This window comes from Streptomyces sp. NPDC002643 (genome assembly GCF_053592555.1).
Genome location: NZ_JBSFVY010000007.1, coordinates 63,368 through 78,126, shown reverse-complemented (window position 1 = coordinate 78,126; position 14,759 = coordinate 63,368). Strand labels below are relative to the sequence as shown.

Here is a 14,759-nt window from a genome sequence, read left to right as displayed (position 1 = left end):
GTGTTGTCCTCCCGTTACTCTGGGTTGTCCGCGAGGGATCTCGCCGCCTTGACGCAGTGGGCGAGCGCCCGGCGGGCGTACGCCGGGGAGACCCCCGCGAGCCCGCACGACGGCGTGACCGTCACCGCGTCCGCGAGAAGCCCCGGACGCAGCCCCAGCCTGCGCCACAGCGTCCTGACACCCATGACGCTACCGGCAGGGTCTGACAATGCCCCTTCGGCGGTCGGCACGACACCGACGAGCAGCTTCGTACCCCCCTCCACCGCTTCCCCGATCGCATCGTCGTCACGCTCGGTGAGCAGCGAGAAGTCGAAGGAGACCCCGGCGGCGCCGGCGCGGCGGAGCAGGGCGAAGGGGACGTCGGGGGCGCAGGTGTGGACGATGACGGGGCTGTTGTCGCCGCCGACCACACCGATGATGTCGCGCAGTGCCGCCTCGACGATCTGCCGGTCGACGGCCCTGTAAGTCCGGTACCCGCTGGCCGTCCTCACCTGCCCGCGCAGGACGGCTGTGAGGGAGGGTTCATCGAGTTGAAGGACGATCTGGGCGCCGGGCACCCGGCGCCGCAGATCATCGAGATGGAGCCGTAGCCCTTCGGCGAGCGAGCCGGCGAGATCACGACACGCCCCCGGGTCGGAGAGGGCGGACTCGCCGTTCTTCAGCTCCAGGGCGGCGGCGAGGGTCCAGGGGCCCACCGCCTGCGCCTTGAGCGGGCCCGTGTACTCCTGTGTGAACTCCTCCAGCGCGTCGAGGTCCTCCCCGAGCCACGACCGCGCCCGCTTGGTGTCCCGCCCGGGCCGGTCCCCGATCCGCCAGCCACTGGGCTCCACGCGCGCGTACAGCTCGACGAGCATGCCCGCCGTCCGACCGATCATGTCGGCGCCTGGGCCACGGGCGGGCAGCTCGGGGAGATACGCCATCCCCGTCTCCGGCCACTCGAACGTCCCGGTCACGGTCTTGGCGGCCTCCCGGGCATCACCACCGGGCATGGAGCCGATACCGGTGGCCGCGCCAAAGCGAAGTTTTTCTTCCACGGGGGAAGCCTACGGAGGTCTTCGGGGAGGCGGTTGGGCGAGTGCGGGTAGGTGGGGACTGGTCGCGCCCACGCGGCGGAGCCGCATATGTCACTGCCCCGCGCCCCTGAAAAGCAGGGGCTGCGCCCCTTGCTTTTCGGCCCGCAGGGCCGGGTCTTTGTCTTCAGGGGCGCGGGGAACTGCGCGAGCAACCACACACAACCCGCACCCGCCAACCAACCCCCACCCCCGAGCTATCAGGCGCAGGGGGTCGAAGGGGCACAGCCCCTGGGGATGGGTCGGGTAGGGGCGGCGGGGGCGAGGATCGTGGATGTCACTGCCCCGGCCGCACCGTCAGGTCGTTGACTTCCGCATCCCGAGGAAGATCCAGCGCCATCAGGATCGTCGTGGCCACGGACTCGGCCGTGATCCACCGCGCGGGGTCGTATTCCTTCCCCTCCTGCTGATGCACCTTCGCCTGCATGGGACTCGCCGTACGCCCCGGATACACGGTGGTGACCCGCACCCCATTACCGTGCTCCTCCCAGCGAAGCGAATCCGCGAGGGCCTTGAGCCCATGCTTGGACGCGGCATACGCGGACCAGTCCGCATGGGCGTTGAGGCCCGCCCCGGAGTTGACGAACACCACATGCCCCCGAGCGGCACGGAGCTGGGGCAGGAAGTGCCGGGTCAGCTCGGCGGGAGCGACGAGGTTGACGTTGAGCTGGTGACGCCATGTCTTGGGGGTCAGCTCACCGACCGGCCCTAGGTCGACAACGCCCGCGATGTGCAGCAGCGAGTCCACCCGGTCGGGCAGCGACTGATGGGAGAACGCCCACGACAGCCGATCCGGTTCCGCGAGATCCCCCACCAGCGTCTTCGCCCCGGGAAACTCGGCGGCCAGTTCCTTCGCCCGCCCCGCGTCGCGCACGAGCAGGACGAGTTCGTCCCCGCGCTCGTGCAGACGGCGGGCGACGGCCGCGCCGATACCCGAACCGGCGCCGGTGATCACATGAGTAGCCATGCCCGCCATGCTCGCATCACCGCGCAGCGGTGATGGCCACTGTCACTCCACCCCGCGGCTCTCCTCCAGGTACGCCATCGCGCCCACCGGCTCCTCCGCGAAGAACACCAGGTCGGTGAGGGGCCGAGGCAGAAAGCCCTCGGTCTCCATACGGCGGAACTGTTCCTTCAGCCCGTCGTAGAAACCGGCCGTGTTGAGCAGAACCACCGGCTTGTCGGTGTGCCCGTGCTTCTTCAGCTCCAGGATCTCGGTCGCCTCGTCGAGCGTGCCGGTGCCGCCGACCATGACGACCACCGCGTCGGCCTTCTCCAGCAGCAGCCGCTTGCGTTCGGCGAGATCGCGCGCGACCACCATCTCGTCGGTGCCCGGCCGCGCCTTCGCCGACAGGAACTCCACCGAGACACCGAGCAGTCTGCCGCCCGCCTCCTGCACACCGTCGGCGACGACCTTCATCAGACCGACGTCCGAGCCACCCCACACCAACGTGTGCCCGCCCTTGCCGATCAGTTTCGCGAACTCCTTCGCGGGGCGGGTGTAGCGGTCGTCGAGGTCGGCGGCGGAGAGGAAGACGCAGATGTTCATGGGGCCACGTTAGGGGTCGCCACTGACAACCGAACCCGAATTACCAAGTCACCCGCACCATCGAGTCACCCGCATCATCGAGTCACCCGAATCTTCGACTGCCGGTGCGGCAGCTCCTCCCAGTCGTCCATGAAGCGAGCCGTCAGGCCGTGCGCGCGGGCCATGCCTATCAGGGTGTCCGTGCGGTAGTAGAAGTCCTCGTGCAGCACCTGGTGTTCCTTGCCCTCGGTGCGGCCGAAGGTGAAGTCGAAGAAGCCGTCGGGGGCGAGAACGCGGCCGACATGGGCGAAGCACTGCTCTATGACGTGCGCCGGTGAGTGCGAGAACACGCTGTGCGCGTGGACGACGTCGAAGTACCCCTCGGGCAGGAACTCGAAGGACAGATCGGCGACGAGCGCGAGGTAGGGCAGTTTGGATTGCAAACCCTGTCGTACGAGGGTCCGCTGGGCCTCCAGGAGGATGGCCGGGGAGATGTCGATCCCGTAGTAGTTCCCGGCGTCCAGGTGTTCGATGAACAGCCGCCCCGCCCGAAGGTTCCCGCAGCCGATCTCCAGCATCCGGTGCCCGGGCTCCAGACCGTGCCGTACGAGATAGTCGAACTGCATCCGCCCGATGCGCTCCCACGCCTCGGCGGACGGGTTGTGCCCGACGGCGGCCTGCGGGCTGCGCGCCGTGTCGGCGGCCATGACGGCCCGGTAGTACGAGATGTGATCCCGGTGCTTCAGCCGAAGCCACGCGTCCCGCGCCACCCGCCGCGCATGAGCGGGCACCCGCTCCGGGTACCGCACGGCGTACCGCACCCGGTGGGTGAGGCTGCGGCGGTTCTTGAACGGCCCGGAGGACAGCCGACCGGACGGCCCCGGGGACGGATGGTCGGACGGCCCCTCGGACGGATGACCGCCCGTGCCCTCGGACTGATGGCCGCCCACGCCCTCGGACGGCTTCCCAACGGCGTTCCCGACCGGGTTCCCGACGGGGCGTCCGGGGCCCCCGGGGCGTCCGGCCGACTCTGCGGCTGTCATGGCGACCTCCTGGAGAGAGCTCATGAGCAGCCTGCGCCGATCCGGGACAAACGGCTACCCGAGGGTGGGTGAGCGGTTCGGCTTCTGGCGCACGCACCGTCCATACGGGTGAACCGGGTGATCTCGCTGCACTTCCCGCGCCTGCTGCCGCCACGTCGGCGGCGGCGGCCTCAGGCGACCGGAGCCGCCGCCCTCCGCGTGGACGCGATCGTCGCCGAGCCCACCACGCGTGTGTCGTCGTACAGGACGATCGCCTGGCCGGGGGCGACGCCCCGTACGGGCTCGGTGAAGGTGACCTCCAGGGTGCCGTCGATCAGTTCCGCCCGGACCTCCGTCTCGCCGCCGTGGGCGCGGAGCTGGGCGGTGTAGACACCGGGGCCGGTGGGGGCCGGGCCGCACCAGCGGGGGTTGATCGCCCGGAGCCCGTTGACGTCCAGGGAGGCGGCCGGGCCGACCGTCACCGTGTTCGTCACCGGGGAGATGTCCAGGACGTAGCGCGGCTTGCCGTCGGGCGCCGGGGTGCCGATGCGCAGCCCCTTGCGCTGGCCGATGGTGTAGCCGTACGCGCCCTCGTGGGTGCCGAGCTTTGTGCCGGACTCGTCGACGATGTCGCCCTCCGCCTTGCCCAGGCGGCCGGCCAGGAAGCCCTGGGTGTCGCCGTCGGCGATGAAGCAGATGTCGTGGGAGTCGGGCTTCTTGGCGACGGCGAGGCCCCGGCGCTCGGCCTCCGCGCGGATCTCGTCCTTCGTCGTCACCGTGTCACCCAGGGGGAAGAGGGCGTGGGCGAGCTGCTGCTCGTCCAGGACACCGAGGACGTACGACTGGTCCTTGGCCATGTCGGAGGCGCGGTGCAGTTCGCGTGTGCCGTCGTCGTTGAGGACGACCTGCGCGTAGTGGCCCGTGCAGACCGCGTCGAAGCCGAGTGCCAGGGCCTTGTCCAGCAGGGCCGCGAACTTGATCTTCTCGTTGCAGCGCAGACACGGGTTGGGGGTGCGGCCGGCCTCGTACTCGGCGATGAAGTCCTCGACGACGTCCTCGCGGAAGCGCTCGGCGAGGTCCCAGACGTAGAACGGGATGCCGATGACGTCGGCGGCGCGGCGGGCGTCGCGGGAGTCCTCGATGGTGCAGCAGCCACGCGCGCCCGTGCGGAACGACTGGGGGTTCGCGGACAGCGCCAGATGGACGCCCGTCACATCGTGCCCGGCTTCGACCGCGCGGGCGGCGGCCACGGCGGAGTCGACCCCGCCGGACATGGCGGCGAGGACACGGAGGGGGCGGGAGGGGCGGGTGCGCGGCGAGGTCTCAGTCATAGCCCTTCCAGGGTACGGGGCGGCGGGAACCGGAGCCCGCGTGTATCCGTTGACGATCTCGTGGGCATCAGAAGGGCATCCGGGGACAGCGCTTCCCAGGGCAGCGGCAGGGGCGAGGACGGGGGCCGACGCGTCGGGCGGCGGGCCCTGCTGATCGGTACGGCCGTGGCCGCCGTCGGCACGGCCGTCGTGGCCCGGGACGAGCTGCGGCGGGCGTGGTGGCGGGTCCCCGGCGTCAAGAAGCCGCGCAAGGACGGCGAGGTCGACTACACCGGGGCACGGTGGGTGGCCGCGTCGGACGCGAACTGGCGGATGGCGGACCGGCCGGACGACTACGGGGTGGACATGGTGATCATCCATGTCACCCAGGGCAGCTTCGACAGCGCCGTGAAGGTCTTCCAGGACCCCGACCACGGCGCCGCCTCGCACTACATCGTCCGCAAGGACGGCCATGTCACCCAGATGATCCGCGAGCTGGACGTGGCGTACCACGCGGGCAACCGCGACTACAACGAGCGGAGTGTCGGCATCGAGCACGAGGGCTTCGTGGAGAAGCCCGAGGACTTCACCGACGAGATGTACGAGGCCTCGGCGAAGCTCACGGCCCGGATATGCGCGCGGTACGAGATCCCCCTCGACCGGGAGCACATCATCGGCCACGTCGAAGTGCCGGGCACGGACCACACCGACCCCGGTGAGGGCTGGGACTGGGACCGGTACATGAAGCTGGTGCGCGCGGCGGCCGAGGCCTCGCCCGGGAACTCGACGAGCGCCTGATCCGGTCTGAGGACACTCGGCCGCCAGGGCCTCCCGACAGGACATCCAGGACATCAACTCTTTTGGCTGCGAGGTGAGTTCGGCACATGCTGCGATCGTCATAGTCATGTGCATCTCAACTCCAGCCAGGAGGAAGCTCCGTGCCATCCCCCAAGCGCGGAAGACTCGCCGTCGCCGCGGTCGCCACCGCGCTCTTCGGCCAGTTGCTCACCGGCACCTCGACCGCCGCCTCTGCCCCTGCCGCCCCCACCCCGCCTCAGGAATCGATCGCCTGGGAGCCCTGTGACTCGCCCTCCGGCGAGGGCAGCTTCGAGTGCGCCACCATCGCGGTTCCCGTCGACTGGGCGCGGCCGGACGGCGGGACGATCGATCTGGCGCTGGCCCGGCACCGGGCCACCGACCCCGACCGGCGGATCGGTTCACTGCTGCTCAACCCGGGCGGACCTGGTATGTCCGGGGTGGATCTCGCGCTAAGCTCACCGTTCTCCTTCTCCCCCGAACTGGTCGAACGCTTCGACTTCGTCGGCTTCGACCCGCGCGGCACCAACCGCAGCGCGCCCACGTACTGCGACGGCAACCTGACCGCCGCCCGGCGTGCCGCCAACGCCCCGGCGGACGACGCCGGGCTCGACGTCCTGCGCTCAGCCAACCGCACCTACGCCGACAGCTGCCGCGCGCTGTCCGGACCGCTCGCCGAGCACATGGACTCCGTGAGCGTCGCCCGCGACATGGACGCGATACGCGCCGGGCTCGGCGAGCGGCAGATCAGCTACTGGGGCGGCTCGTACGGCACCCTGATCGGCCAGATGTACGCCGAGCTCTTCCCCCGCCGCATCCGCGCGATGGTGCTGGACTCCAACATGGACCACAGCCTCGACACATGGGGCATCCAGAAGACCCGGACCGAGACCCTGGAGGCGGCGTTCGGTGAGTTCGCCGACTGGTGCGACCGTACGTCCACCTGCGAGCTGCACGGCCGCGACGTGCGCGCCTTCTACGCCTCGCTGGACGCGGCGGCCGAGGAAGGCCGACTGCGGTACTACGGCAACCCCATGACCGTCGGGACGTTCCGGAGCATCACCTACTCGCACATGAACGACCCGGACACCGACTGGCCCGAGTTCGCCCAGCTCCTCACCAACATGAGCACGACCGCCGAGGCCACGGGCGCCACCGACACCGCCGAGAGCACCGGGACCGCCGAGGCCGACTCGGCCGCCGTGAGCGCCGCCGCCAGGCCCGTGAAGTACGCGTACGACCTCGTCCTGTGCCAGGACTACGACCTCGACGTGCCCTCGTACGCGGCGATCGCGCGCATGGAGGCGGAGCTGGCCCGGATGGCGCCGCTCACCCGGCAGTCCTCGCTGGGCCGGTCGTACATGACCAGTTGCCAGAACTGGACCGACGAGGTAGCCAACCCCCAGCACCGGCTCCGGGTGCACACCGCGGCGCCGATCCTGGTGACCAACAGCCGCTACGACGTGGCGACCCCGCACGCCTGGGGCGCGAACGCGGCGCGCCAGATCGGGCGGGAGGCGAGGCTGCTGACGTACGACGGTGTCGGGCACATCACCTACTGGCGGAGCCCCTGTATGCGCGAGGCGACCGACGCGTATCTGGCGACCCCGGCGAGGGGCGCGCACTGCCCCGCGATCTGGCCGGGCGACGGTCAGGCGCGGCAGCGCTCGCAGCAGGACGGTCTCGTCGACCCGCTGTCCGGACAGTCGGGCCACAGGGGCGCGTAGGTGCCGGGACAGGACCGGCACAGCCTCCGGAAAATGTGACGCGCATCACAGAAACAGGATTCAGTAAGCACTTCCCGCCCCGCGCCCGCCCGTTATGCCCTTCGCCCCGGACTCGACCTGCGGACGCTTCAACTCTCAGCCATAAAAGGGGAGTTGGAGAGCGGACAGGCGCACGGCGGTCTCACAGCCCGCTCGGTCCGCTCCTAAATTCGCCCCAGTCCTCACACAGCCCTTAGGTCAAAGCTCCCGGCCCATGACGAACAACATGGATTCCGGTTCCGGCACGGGCAGGCACCACAAGGGCGAGCACCGCAAGGTCGGCGGCAGCGGCGGAGGCGGTCACGCCAAGAACTCCCGGGGCGGCAAGGGTCTGCACCGGCGCAAGTTCCTCGGCGGGATGGCGGGCGCCGGACTTGCGGCGGTCGCGGCGGCCGGTACGACGTTCTCGCTGCTGACCGACGCGAAGGGCAACAAGGCGGGTGCCGCGACCAACACCGCCACGCTGAACATCCCGGAGCTCCTGGAGGGCACCACCTCCGACGGCACCACCACGTTCACACTGGCCGCGCAGACCGGCACCCATGAGGTGCTCAGCGGCGTCACCAGCGACTCCGCCGGCTACAACGGGTCCTACCTCGGCCCCACCATGAAGTGGACCACCGGCTCCACGGTCCTGCTGAACATCACCAACAGCCTCGACGCCGACACCAGCGTCCACTTCCACGGCGCGCACATCCCGGCCGAGATGGACGGCGGCCCGCAGAACGCCTTCGCCTCCGGAAAGACCTGGTCCCCCACCTTCGAGATCCTCGACGAGGCCAAGACGCTCTGGTACCACCCGCACGCGCTCGGCACCACGGCCGAGCAGGTCGTGCACGGCCTGGCCGGGCTGATCATCGTCGAGGACGACTCGGACGCGTCCGCCGCGCTGCCCAGCGAGTACGGCGTCGACGACATCCCGCTCGTCCTGCAGTGCCTGGCCACCGACAGCGCCGGCGACATCAAGTACAACCTGACGGGCTATCTGCAGAACACGCTCAGCTACCCGGTGCTGTGCAACGGCACCAACGTCGACGACACCACGCTCACCCTCACCGCCACCAAGACCCGCACCCGCTTCCGGGTCCTCAACGCCTCACCGTCCGACATCATCACCGTCCAGCGGAGCGACGGCGGCACGCTCACCCAGATCGCCACCGAGCAGGGCTATCTCACCGAGGCCACCGAGGTGGCGTCCATCCGGCTGGTGGCGGGCGGGCGCGCGGAGTTCGTCATGGACCTCAGCGACGCGGTCACGCTCCAGGCCGTCATCACCACCGGATGGGTCCGTGGCGGCAGCGGTACGTACGACTTCCTCACCATCACCCCGGACGCCTCGGACACCCCCGACGATCTGCCGTCCTCGCTCAACACGATCGAGCGGTACGACACGTCGAGCTTCACTGCGCGCGAGATCACCCTCGACCAGGACGGTCTGGAGATGGCGATCAACGGGGCGGTCGGCACCACCATGGACTCCATGGCGACGATCATGACGACGCTGGGCTCCAAGGAGATCTGGACGATCACCAACAACACGATGTTGGAACACTCGTTCCATCTGCATGATGTGCCGTTCCAGCTGATCGAGATCAACGGCGAGGAGCCGACCGGCGTCGATCTCGGCTGGTTCGACACCTACGAGGTCGTCGGTGGCGGTTCGATCAAGATCGCCATGGAGTTCACCGACTTCGCGGACGACACGTACATGTACATGCTCCACTGCCATCTCCTCCAGCACGAGGACGAGGGCATGATGGCCGCCCTGATGGTGATGGAGAGCTAGGCGCTCCGCTGGAAGTGCCGCGATAGGCCGTCCGCCATCTGCGACGCCGTCGTGGCTGGTCGCGCAGTTCCCCGCGCCCCTTTGGGGCGCTGCCCAGGGCCGGTCGTCTGCCGGTCGGAGAGCCCCCGGGACGGACGGCGGGGTCGGGTGTCCGCGGACTCGGTTACCCGGCCCCGCCGTCAATTCACGTGCCGGGCAGGGGTTTCAGCTCAGGCCGGCGGTGCGGGCCCGTTCCACCACCGGGCCGATGGCCTTGGCGACCGCCTCGACATCGGCCTCCGTGGAGGTGTGGCCCAGGGAGAAACGCAGGGTGCCACGGGCCAGGTCGGGATCGGTGCCGGTGGCGAGCAGGACATGGCTGGGCTGGGCGACCCCGGCGGTGCAGGCGGAGCCGGTGGAGCACTCGATGCCCTGGGCGTCCAGCAGCAGAAGCAGGGAGTCGCCCTCACAGCCGGGGAACGTGAAGTGCGCGTTGGCCGGGAGGCGTCCCTCCGGGGCCGGGTCCCCGCCGAGGATCGCGTCCGGTACGGCCGTACGGACCGCCGTGACCAGGTCGTCCCGCAGGGCGCCGATCTCCCGGGCGAACCACTCGCGCTGCTCGGCGGCGAGCCGGCCCGCGACCGCGAACGAGGCGATGGCGGGGACGTCGAGGGTGCCGGAGCGGACATGACGCTCCTGGCCGCCACCGTGCAGCACCGGTACGGGGCTGTACTCGCGGCCGAGGAGCAGCGCGCCGATGCCGTACGGGCCGCCGATCTTGTGGCCGGACACCGTCATCGCGGCGAGGCCGGAGGCGCCGAAGTCGACCGGAATCTGACCGAACGCCTGCACCGCGTCGGCGTGCAGGGGAACGTCGAATTCCCTTGCCGTGTCCGCGAGTTCACGGACCGGCATGATCGTGCCGATCTCGTTGTTGGCCCACATCACGGTGGCGAGGGCCACGTCGTCGGGGTTGCGGGCGATGGCCTCGCGCAGGGCTTCGGGGTGGACCCGGCCGTAGGAGTCGACGGGGAGGTACTCGACGGTGGCGCCCTCGTGCTCGCCGAGCCAGTGGACGGCGTCGAGAACCGCGTGATGCTCGACGGGGCTGGCCAGGACGCGGGTGCGGGCCGGGTCGGCGTCGCGGCGGGACCAGTACAGGCCCTTCACGGCGAGGTTGTCGGCCTCGGTGCCGCCGGAGGTGAACACCACCTCGCTGGGGCGGGCCCCGAGGGCTTCGCCGAGGGTTTCGCGGGCCTCCTCGACGGTACGGCGGGCTCGGCGGCCGGAGGCGTGGAGGGACGAGGCGTTGCCGGTGATGCTCAGCTGGGCGGTCAGGGCGTGTGCCGCCTCGGGGAGCATGGGGGTGGTCGCCGCGTGGTCGAGGTAAGCCATAGTGGGCCCGATTTTACGGGGCCGGTGTCCTTGGCCTGGGGTCGGCTTCAGTGGGGCTCTCGCGGGCTTGGTACCCGGGGGTGGTTTTGCGCCTTGCCCGAGGTGCGCCTGGGCTCTCGGGCGACGCACCCGGCGCTGTCGGCTGTGCCCACCCTCCCCCACGCTCGGCTTCGCTCGCGCGGGAGGTACCCCCATCGCCCTGCGGAACGATTGCCCACAGCGGTAGCGGTAACGAGTCACCGCCGTCCTCGCCTCAGAAGCTCCAGGACACCGTGCCCGTCGTCTGGATCAGTGCGGCCAGGATCGCCAGGTCCGCGATGCCCAGGCCCAGGCCCAGGAACGCTCGGCCTCGCCTGTTCGTGCCGCGCTTCAGGGAGATCGTGGCCAGGGCTATGGCTATCGGGCCGAGGAAGAGGTTGAGGACCAGGAGGCCGAGAAGGCCGAGGACGAAGGAGGCGACGGCCATGCCGTCGGCGTCCCGGGGCCGGGTGCGGGCCATGGTCGTACGGGGCTGTGGCGCTGCGGTGAGTTGCATGGTCGGTCTGCTCCGGGCGGGCTCTCGGGGACGGTCAGTCGGTGGTTCGCGTACCGCGGCGGTGGCGCTCGCGGTAGGCGAAGATCGCCAGCCAGGCGCCGATGGCGGTCGCGGCGGCGAGGGAGACGTCGAGCGGCACATGGGCCACGGTGCCCATGACGACACCCAGCAGCAGAAGTGCGGCGACGAGGAACAGCATCGTGGGCCCGCCTCTCGTGACGATGGGGTGAACGGTTGGGTAAACAATTGTGGTTACAGTTGTTCACTGACTTCTGAGTCTAGCGCGCCGCCCGGCTTTGCAATGACGGAGAACAGTTGTTAACTGCATGGCATGAGTCACACTCTCGGCGTCCGGCAGGCCCAGAAGCAGAGGACCCGGCAGGCGCTCCTGGACGCCGCGCTCGGTCTGCTGGAGGAGCAGAGCCTGAGCAGTCTGGGTCTGCGCGAGGTCACCCGGGCCGTGGGCGTCGCCCCCACCGCCTTCTACCGGCACTTCCACTCGACCGCCGACCTCGGTGTCGCCCTGGTCGAAGAGGCGCTGGGCAGTCTGCACCCGGTGGTCCGGGATCTGATGGCGGCGGTCGGCGACAACGACGAACTCATCGAACGCGCCGTCGACCTGATCGCCCGCCACGTGGACGCGTACCCCGCCCACGTCCGCTTCATCGCCCGCGAACGACACGGCGGCGTCAAGCCCGTACGGGACGCCATCCGGGAGCAACTGGTCCGGTTCGCCGAGGAGGTGAGCGCCGAGTTGGCCAAGCACCCCGAGGCGGACGGGTGGAGCGCCGACGATCTGCTGATGCTCGCCGGGCTCTACGTCGACCAGATGCTGATGACCGCCTCCCTCTTCCTGGAGTCCCAGGACGAGCCGGAGGAGAGACGCGCCGAGGTCACCCGCCTCGCCACCCGCCGGATGCGCCTGATCAGCATCGGCCGCCTCAACTGGCTGGAATGACCGTCGCGGCCGGACACCTTCCCGTCGCGACCGGACCCCTGCCCGTCGCGGCGGGACCCCTTCCCGGTCGGCTGCCACAGCGTCGCCTCGCATGCGCGGAGGGCGCACCCGGTGGATTCCGGGTGCGCCCTCCGCGTACGTACGGGCCCGAACAGGGGCCCTTCTCCGGTCAGCTCTCCTCGGAGGCCTCCGCCGAGGCCGCCGCGCTGGGGGCGCCGGACGGGGCCTGGCCGCCCTGGCCGCCACCGCCGGGGCCACCGCAGCCGCCACCCTGGGCGCCGCCGGGGCCACCCTGGCCGCCACCGCCGGGTGCACCGGACGGGGCACCGCTGGGGGCGCCCGAGGGCGCGCCGGACGGGGCCTCACCATTGGCGGACGGCGCACCGGAGGGGGCGCCCGAGGGGGCCGCGCCGCCCGCCGAGGGGGCGCCGGACGGGGCGCCGGAGGGGGCCTGGCAGGACTGCTGGCCCGAGTTGCCGTTGGAGTCCGAGGTGGACGACGAGGAGTCGCCGGAGCCGCACGCCACCAGGAAGAGGGGTGCGACCGCGAGGAGGGCCACCGCAGGGACGAGACGTGCACGCTTCATGAGAAACAACTCCAGGAATGATGAGGGAGTTCAAAGGCTCGGGAATCGAACCAACGCAGCTTGGGCCTTCCTTGAGTTCGCGCTGTGCCATCCCTGTGCGAACGGCAAAGCGATCACCAACCCACCCCCGCTGACCTGGACTTTCACGCCTCCTCCGCAAGTCGGCGCTGGTACAGCTTCGTGACAGAGGGCGCCCCCGGGCGCCAGGAGACGGTCCCTCATGCGGGTTGTCCGTACCGGCGTGAGCGGCGTCCACCCCGTCCGGCGGGAACCCTCCGAGCAGCACAGCGCACGACCCCCAGCAGCACAGCCCCACGACCCCACCCCTTGCGAGGCCCCGCCATGACCACCACCCCGCACTCCGTCGACCCCCGCCCCCTCCACACCCGGGCCACCGCCCAGGCCGCCCAGCTCATCGCGACCGTACGGCCCGAGCAGTTGGACGGTCCGACACCGTGCGCCGAGTACGACGTACGCACGCTGCTCAGCCACATCGTCGGGGGCACCCTCCGGGTCGCGGTCTGCGGTGAGGAGGGGGACGGGCTGCACGTACGGATGTTCGTGGACGGGGTGCCCGACGACAGTTGGTCGGAGGCGTACGACGAGGTCAGACCCCGGGTGCTCCGGGCGTGGTCGAGTGACGAGCGCATGGCGGGGCCGGTACGGGTGCCGTGGGGTGAGATCCCCGGGCGGGAGGCGCTGCCGGCGTATGTGATGGAGATCGTGGCCCACACCTGGGACCTCTCCGAGGGGCTCGGCCGTCCGCTCGCCCTGGACCCGGAACTCGCCGAGTACTCGCTCGCCGCGGCCCGGATCGCCCTCCCGGACGACCCGCGCGAGGGCCGCCCGTTCGAGCGGGCGGTGCCGGCGCCCGAGGGAGCCGACGCCTACGGCCGGTTGGCGGCGTGGCTGGGCCGCAGACCGCTCAACGGCACACCCATGTGAGCGCGGCCGTCAACGGCTCCGGCCCACCCGAGCCGCAGCCGACCGGTCCTTCCCCCAGCCGCAGCCGGCCCGGTCCCACCTGAGCCGCGACCCGCCGACCCCGCGCCCCGTCGGCCCTGCCCCGTACCTCAGCCCGCCAGCCGTACTCGGGCCAACTGCCGTGACTGGGCCACCAGCCGGTCGGCGCTGTCCCAGACCTCGGCGTCCTCCTCCAGGAAGCCACCGGCGAGGTTACGGGTGGTGACGGCGACCCGGAGCGGGCCGGGCGCGGGGCGGCAGCGGATGTGGACGGTCAGTTCGACGGTCGGGACCCAGCCGGAGATACCCAGGTCGAAGGCGGTCGGCGGCAGCGCGTCCACCGCGAGGAGCAGCGAGAAGGGGTCGGCGTCCCGGCCGTCGGCGAGCCCGAACCAGGCCCGCATCTCCCCCTTGCCGGAGGGTGCGCCGACCGCCCAGCCCAGGGTCGCCGGGTCCAGCTTGATCATCAGCCGCTCGGTGAGCGCGGAGCTGCCGGGGACGGGGTTGTCGTTGTGGCCGGGGTTCAGGCTCAGGGCGTCCTCGCGGCCGAAGCACTGCTCGATCGGCGGCATCGCGGGCGGCTTCGCCGTCGTACGGACGTCGTCGGGGAGGGAGTTCAGGTCGCCGTAGGAGGCGAGGACACGGATGCGTTCGATCTCGCGGCCCTGCTCGTCGTACTGGAAGAGGGAGGCCTGACCGGTCGACAGGGTGCGGCCGGTGCGGACGACGTCGGTGCGGACGACTGCCGGGCCCGGCACGGACGCGGTCAGATAGTGCGCGGAGATCGTGAACGGGTCGCCATGCGGCAGCGCGTCGGCGAGGGCGCGGCCCAGGATGGCCAGGAGGTAACCGCCGTTGACCGCGCTGATGATCGTCCAGCCGGCGGAGAGGCCGGCGTCGTAGACGCCCTCCTCGCGTCGCGTGACCGCGGTGTCACGGTCGAACTCGCTGTCGCCTATGGTCGCCTGGGATGCCTGAGACATGCCGGTACGGTACAACAGGCAACTACTAAGCGGTAGCTTTATCGGATTGCCCCGGCAGCCTG

15 protein-coding genes are annotated in these 14,759 nt (G+C 70.6%); 5 read left to right on the top strand and 10 right to left on the bottom strand.

Features of this window, described 5'->3' with window-relative positions; genetic code table 11:
* Positions 1-14: 14 nt before the first annotated feature.
* From ACWD4G_RS12790 to mnmA, 5 genes are all read right to left on the bottom strand, one after another.
* Positions 15-1,034, bottom strand: coding sequence for a methionine synthase (locus tag ACWD4G_RS12790; protein ID WP_451292718.1), 1,020 nt, complete (start codon positions 1,032-1,034; stop codon positions 15-17).
* Positions 1,035-1,347: 313 nt separating this feature from the next.
* Entirely contained in the window at positions 1,348-2,037 is a 690-nt protein-coding gene (locus tag ACWD4G_RS12785) for an SDR family oxidoreductase (protein ID WP_451292717.1), read from the bottom strand.
* Positions 2,038-2,079: 42 nt separating this feature from the next.
* Positions 2,080-2,619 carry an LOG family protein gene (locus tag ACWD4G_RS12780; RefSeq protein WP_451292716.1) on the bottom strand — a complete coding sequence of 180 codons (540 nt, stop codon included), beginning with the start codon at positions 2,617-2,619 and terminating at the stop codon, positions 2,080-2,082.
* A 74-nt stretch (positions 2,620-2,693) separates the two neighbouring features.
* The gene (locus ACWD4G_RS12775; RefSeq protein ID WP_451292715.1) at positions 2,694-3,641 is read right to left on the bottom strand and encodes a methyltransferase; all 948 of its coding nucleotides are present in this window, start codon (positions 3,639-3,641) and stop codon (positions 2,694-2,696) included.
* Positions 3,642-3,811: 170 nt separating this feature from the next.
* Positions 3,812-4,951 carry a tRNA 2-thiouridine(34) synthase MnmA gene (mnmA, locus tag ACWD4G_RS12770; protein WP_451292714.1) on the bottom strand — a complete coding sequence of 380 codons (1,140 nt, stop codon included), beginning with the start codon at positions 4,949-4,951 and terminating at the stop codon, positions 3,812-3,814.
* A gap of 60 nt (positions 4,952-5,011) precedes the next feature.
* Between mnmA and ACWD4G_RS12765 the strand changes: the two genes are divergently transcribed.
* The 3 genes from ACWD4G_RS12765 (at position 5,012) to ACWD4G_RS12755 (ending at position 9,298) form a co-directional block, all read left to right on the top strand.
* Positions 5,012-5,728: an N-acetylmuramoyl-L-alanine amidase gene (locus tag ACWD4G_RS12765; protein ID WP_451292713.1), complete on the top strand. Its 717-nt coding sequence runs from the start codon at positions 5,012-5,014 to the stop codon at positions 5,726-5,728.
* Positions 5,729-5,868: 140 nt separating this feature from the next.
* The gene (locus tag ACWD4G_RS12760; protein ID WP_451292712.1) at positions 5,869-7,473 is read left to right on the top strand and encodes an alpha/beta hydrolase; all 1,605 of its coding nucleotides are present in this window, start codon (positions 5,869-5,871) and stop codon (positions 7,471-7,473) included.
* A gap of 253 nt (positions 7,474-7,726) precedes the next feature.
* Complete coding sequence (locus ACWD4G_RS12755; protein WP_451292711.1) at positions 7,727-9,298, top strand: multicopper oxidase family protein; 1,572 nt, start codon at positions 7,727-7,729, stop codon at positions 9,296-9,298.
* 204 nt (positions 9,299-9,502) lie between these two features.
* Here ACWD4G_RS12755 and ACWD4G_RS12750 read toward each other — a convergent pair whose 3' ends face one another.
* The 3 genes from ACWD4G_RS12750 to ACWD4G_RS12740 form a co-directional block, all read right to left on the bottom strand.
* Positions 9,503-10,672, bottom strand: coding sequence for a cysteine desulfurase family protein (locus ACWD4G_RS12750; RefSeq protein ID WP_451292710.1), 1,170 nt, complete (start codon positions 10,670-10,672; stop codon positions 9,503-9,505).
* A 253-nt stretch (positions 10,673-10,925) separates the two neighbouring features.
* Positions 10,926-11,207, bottom strand: coding sequence for a DUF4190 domain-containing protein (locus ACWD4G_RS12745; protein WP_451292709.1), 282 nt, complete (start codon positions 11,205-11,207; stop codon positions 10,926-10,928).
* A gap of 34 nt (positions 11,208-11,241) precedes the next feature.
* Entirely contained in the window at positions 11,242-11,406 is a 165-nt protein-coding gene (locus ACWD4G_RS12740) for a hypothetical protein (RefSeq protein WP_451292708.1), read from the bottom strand.
* Between the two features lie 132 nt (positions 11,407-11,538).
* Between ACWD4G_RS12740 and ACWD4G_RS12735 the strand changes: the two genes are divergently transcribed.
* Complete coding sequence (locus ACWD4G_RS12735; protein ID WP_451292707.1) at positions 11,539-12,165, top strand: TetR family transcriptional regulator; 627 nt, start codon at positions 11,539-11,541, stop codon at positions 12,163-12,165.
* 169 nt (positions 12,166-12,334) lie between these two features.
* On the opposite strand, the gene ACWD4G_RS12730 is transcribed toward ACWD4G_RS12735, so the two are convergent.
* The gene (locus ACWD4G_RS12730; RefSeq protein ID WP_451292706.1) at positions 12,335-12,751 is read right to left on the bottom strand and encodes a hypothetical protein; all 417 of its coding nucleotides are present in this window, start codon (positions 12,749-12,751) and stop codon (positions 12,335-12,337) included.
* A 342-nt stretch (positions 12,752-13,093) separates the two neighbouring features.
* Here ACWD4G_RS12730 and ACWD4G_RS12725 point away from each other — a divergent pair, with 342 nt between their 5' ends.
* The gene (locus ACWD4G_RS12725; RefSeq protein ID WP_451292705.1) at positions 13,094-13,696 is read left to right on the top strand and encodes a TIGR03086 family metal-binding protein; all 603 of its coding nucleotides are present in this window, start codon (positions 13,094-13,096) and stop codon (positions 13,694-13,696) included.
* A 128-nt stretch (positions 13,697-13,824) separates the two neighbouring features.
* Here ACWD4G_RS12725 and ACWD4G_RS12720 read toward each other — a convergent pair whose 3' ends face one another.
* On the bottom strand, positions 13,825-14,697 hold the full coding sequence (locus tag ACWD4G_RS12720) for a thioesterase family protein (RefSeq protein ID WP_451292704.1): 873 nt from the start codon (positions 14,695-14,697) through the stop codon (positions 13,825-13,827).
* Positions 14,698-14,759 lie beyond the last annotated feature (62 nt).

Coding starts and splice junctions, on each gene's coding strand:
- ACWD4G_RS12785 (WP_451292717.1), bottom strand. CDS start 2,037: ATGGCTACTCATGTGATCACCGGCGCCGGTTCGGGTATCGGCGCGGCC.
- ACWD4G_RS12780 (WP_451292716.1), bottom strand. CDS start 2,619: ATGAACATCTGCGTCTTCCTCTCCGCCGCCGACCTCGACGACCGCTAC.
- ACWD4G_RS12775 (WP_451292715.1), bottom strand. CDS start 3,641: ATGACAGCCGCAGAGTCGGCCGGACGCCCCGGGGGCCCCGGACGCCCC.
- mnmA (WP_451292714.1), bottom strand. CDS start 4,951: ATGACTGAGACCTCGCCGCGCACCCGCCCCTCCCGCCCCCTCCGTGTC.
- ACWD4G_RS12755 (WP_451292711.1), top strand. CDS start 7,727: ATGACGAACAACATGGATTCCGGTTCCGGCACGGGCAGGCACCACAAG.
- ACWD4G_RS12750 (WP_451292710.1), bottom strand. CDS start 10,672: ATGGCTTACCTCGACCACGCGGCGACCACCCCCATGCTCCCCGAGGCG.
- ACWD4G_RS12745 (WP_451292709.1), bottom strand. CDS start 11,207: ATGCAACTCACCGCAGCGCCACAGCCCCGTACGACCATGGCCCGCACC.
- ACWD4G_RS12740 (WP_451292708.1), bottom strand. CDS start 11,406: ATGCTGTTCCTCGTCGCCGCACTTCTGCTGCTGGGTGTCGTCATGGGC.
- ACWD4G_RS12735 (WP_451292707.1), top strand. CDS start 11,539: ATGAGTCACACTCTCGGCGTCCGGCAGGCCCAGAAGCAGAGGACCCGG.
- ACWD4G_RS12730 (WP_451292706.1), bottom strand. CDS start 12,751: ATGAAGCGTGCACGTCTCGTCCCTGCGGTGGCCCTCCTCGCGGTCGCA.
- ACWD4G_RS12725 (WP_451292705.1), top strand. CDS start 13,094: ATGACCACCACCCCGCACTCCGTCGACCCCCGCCCCCTCCACACCCGG.
- ACWD4G_RS12720 (WP_451292704.1), bottom strand. CDS start 14,697: ATGTCTCAGGCATCCCAGGCGACCATAGGCGACAGCGAGTTCGACCGT.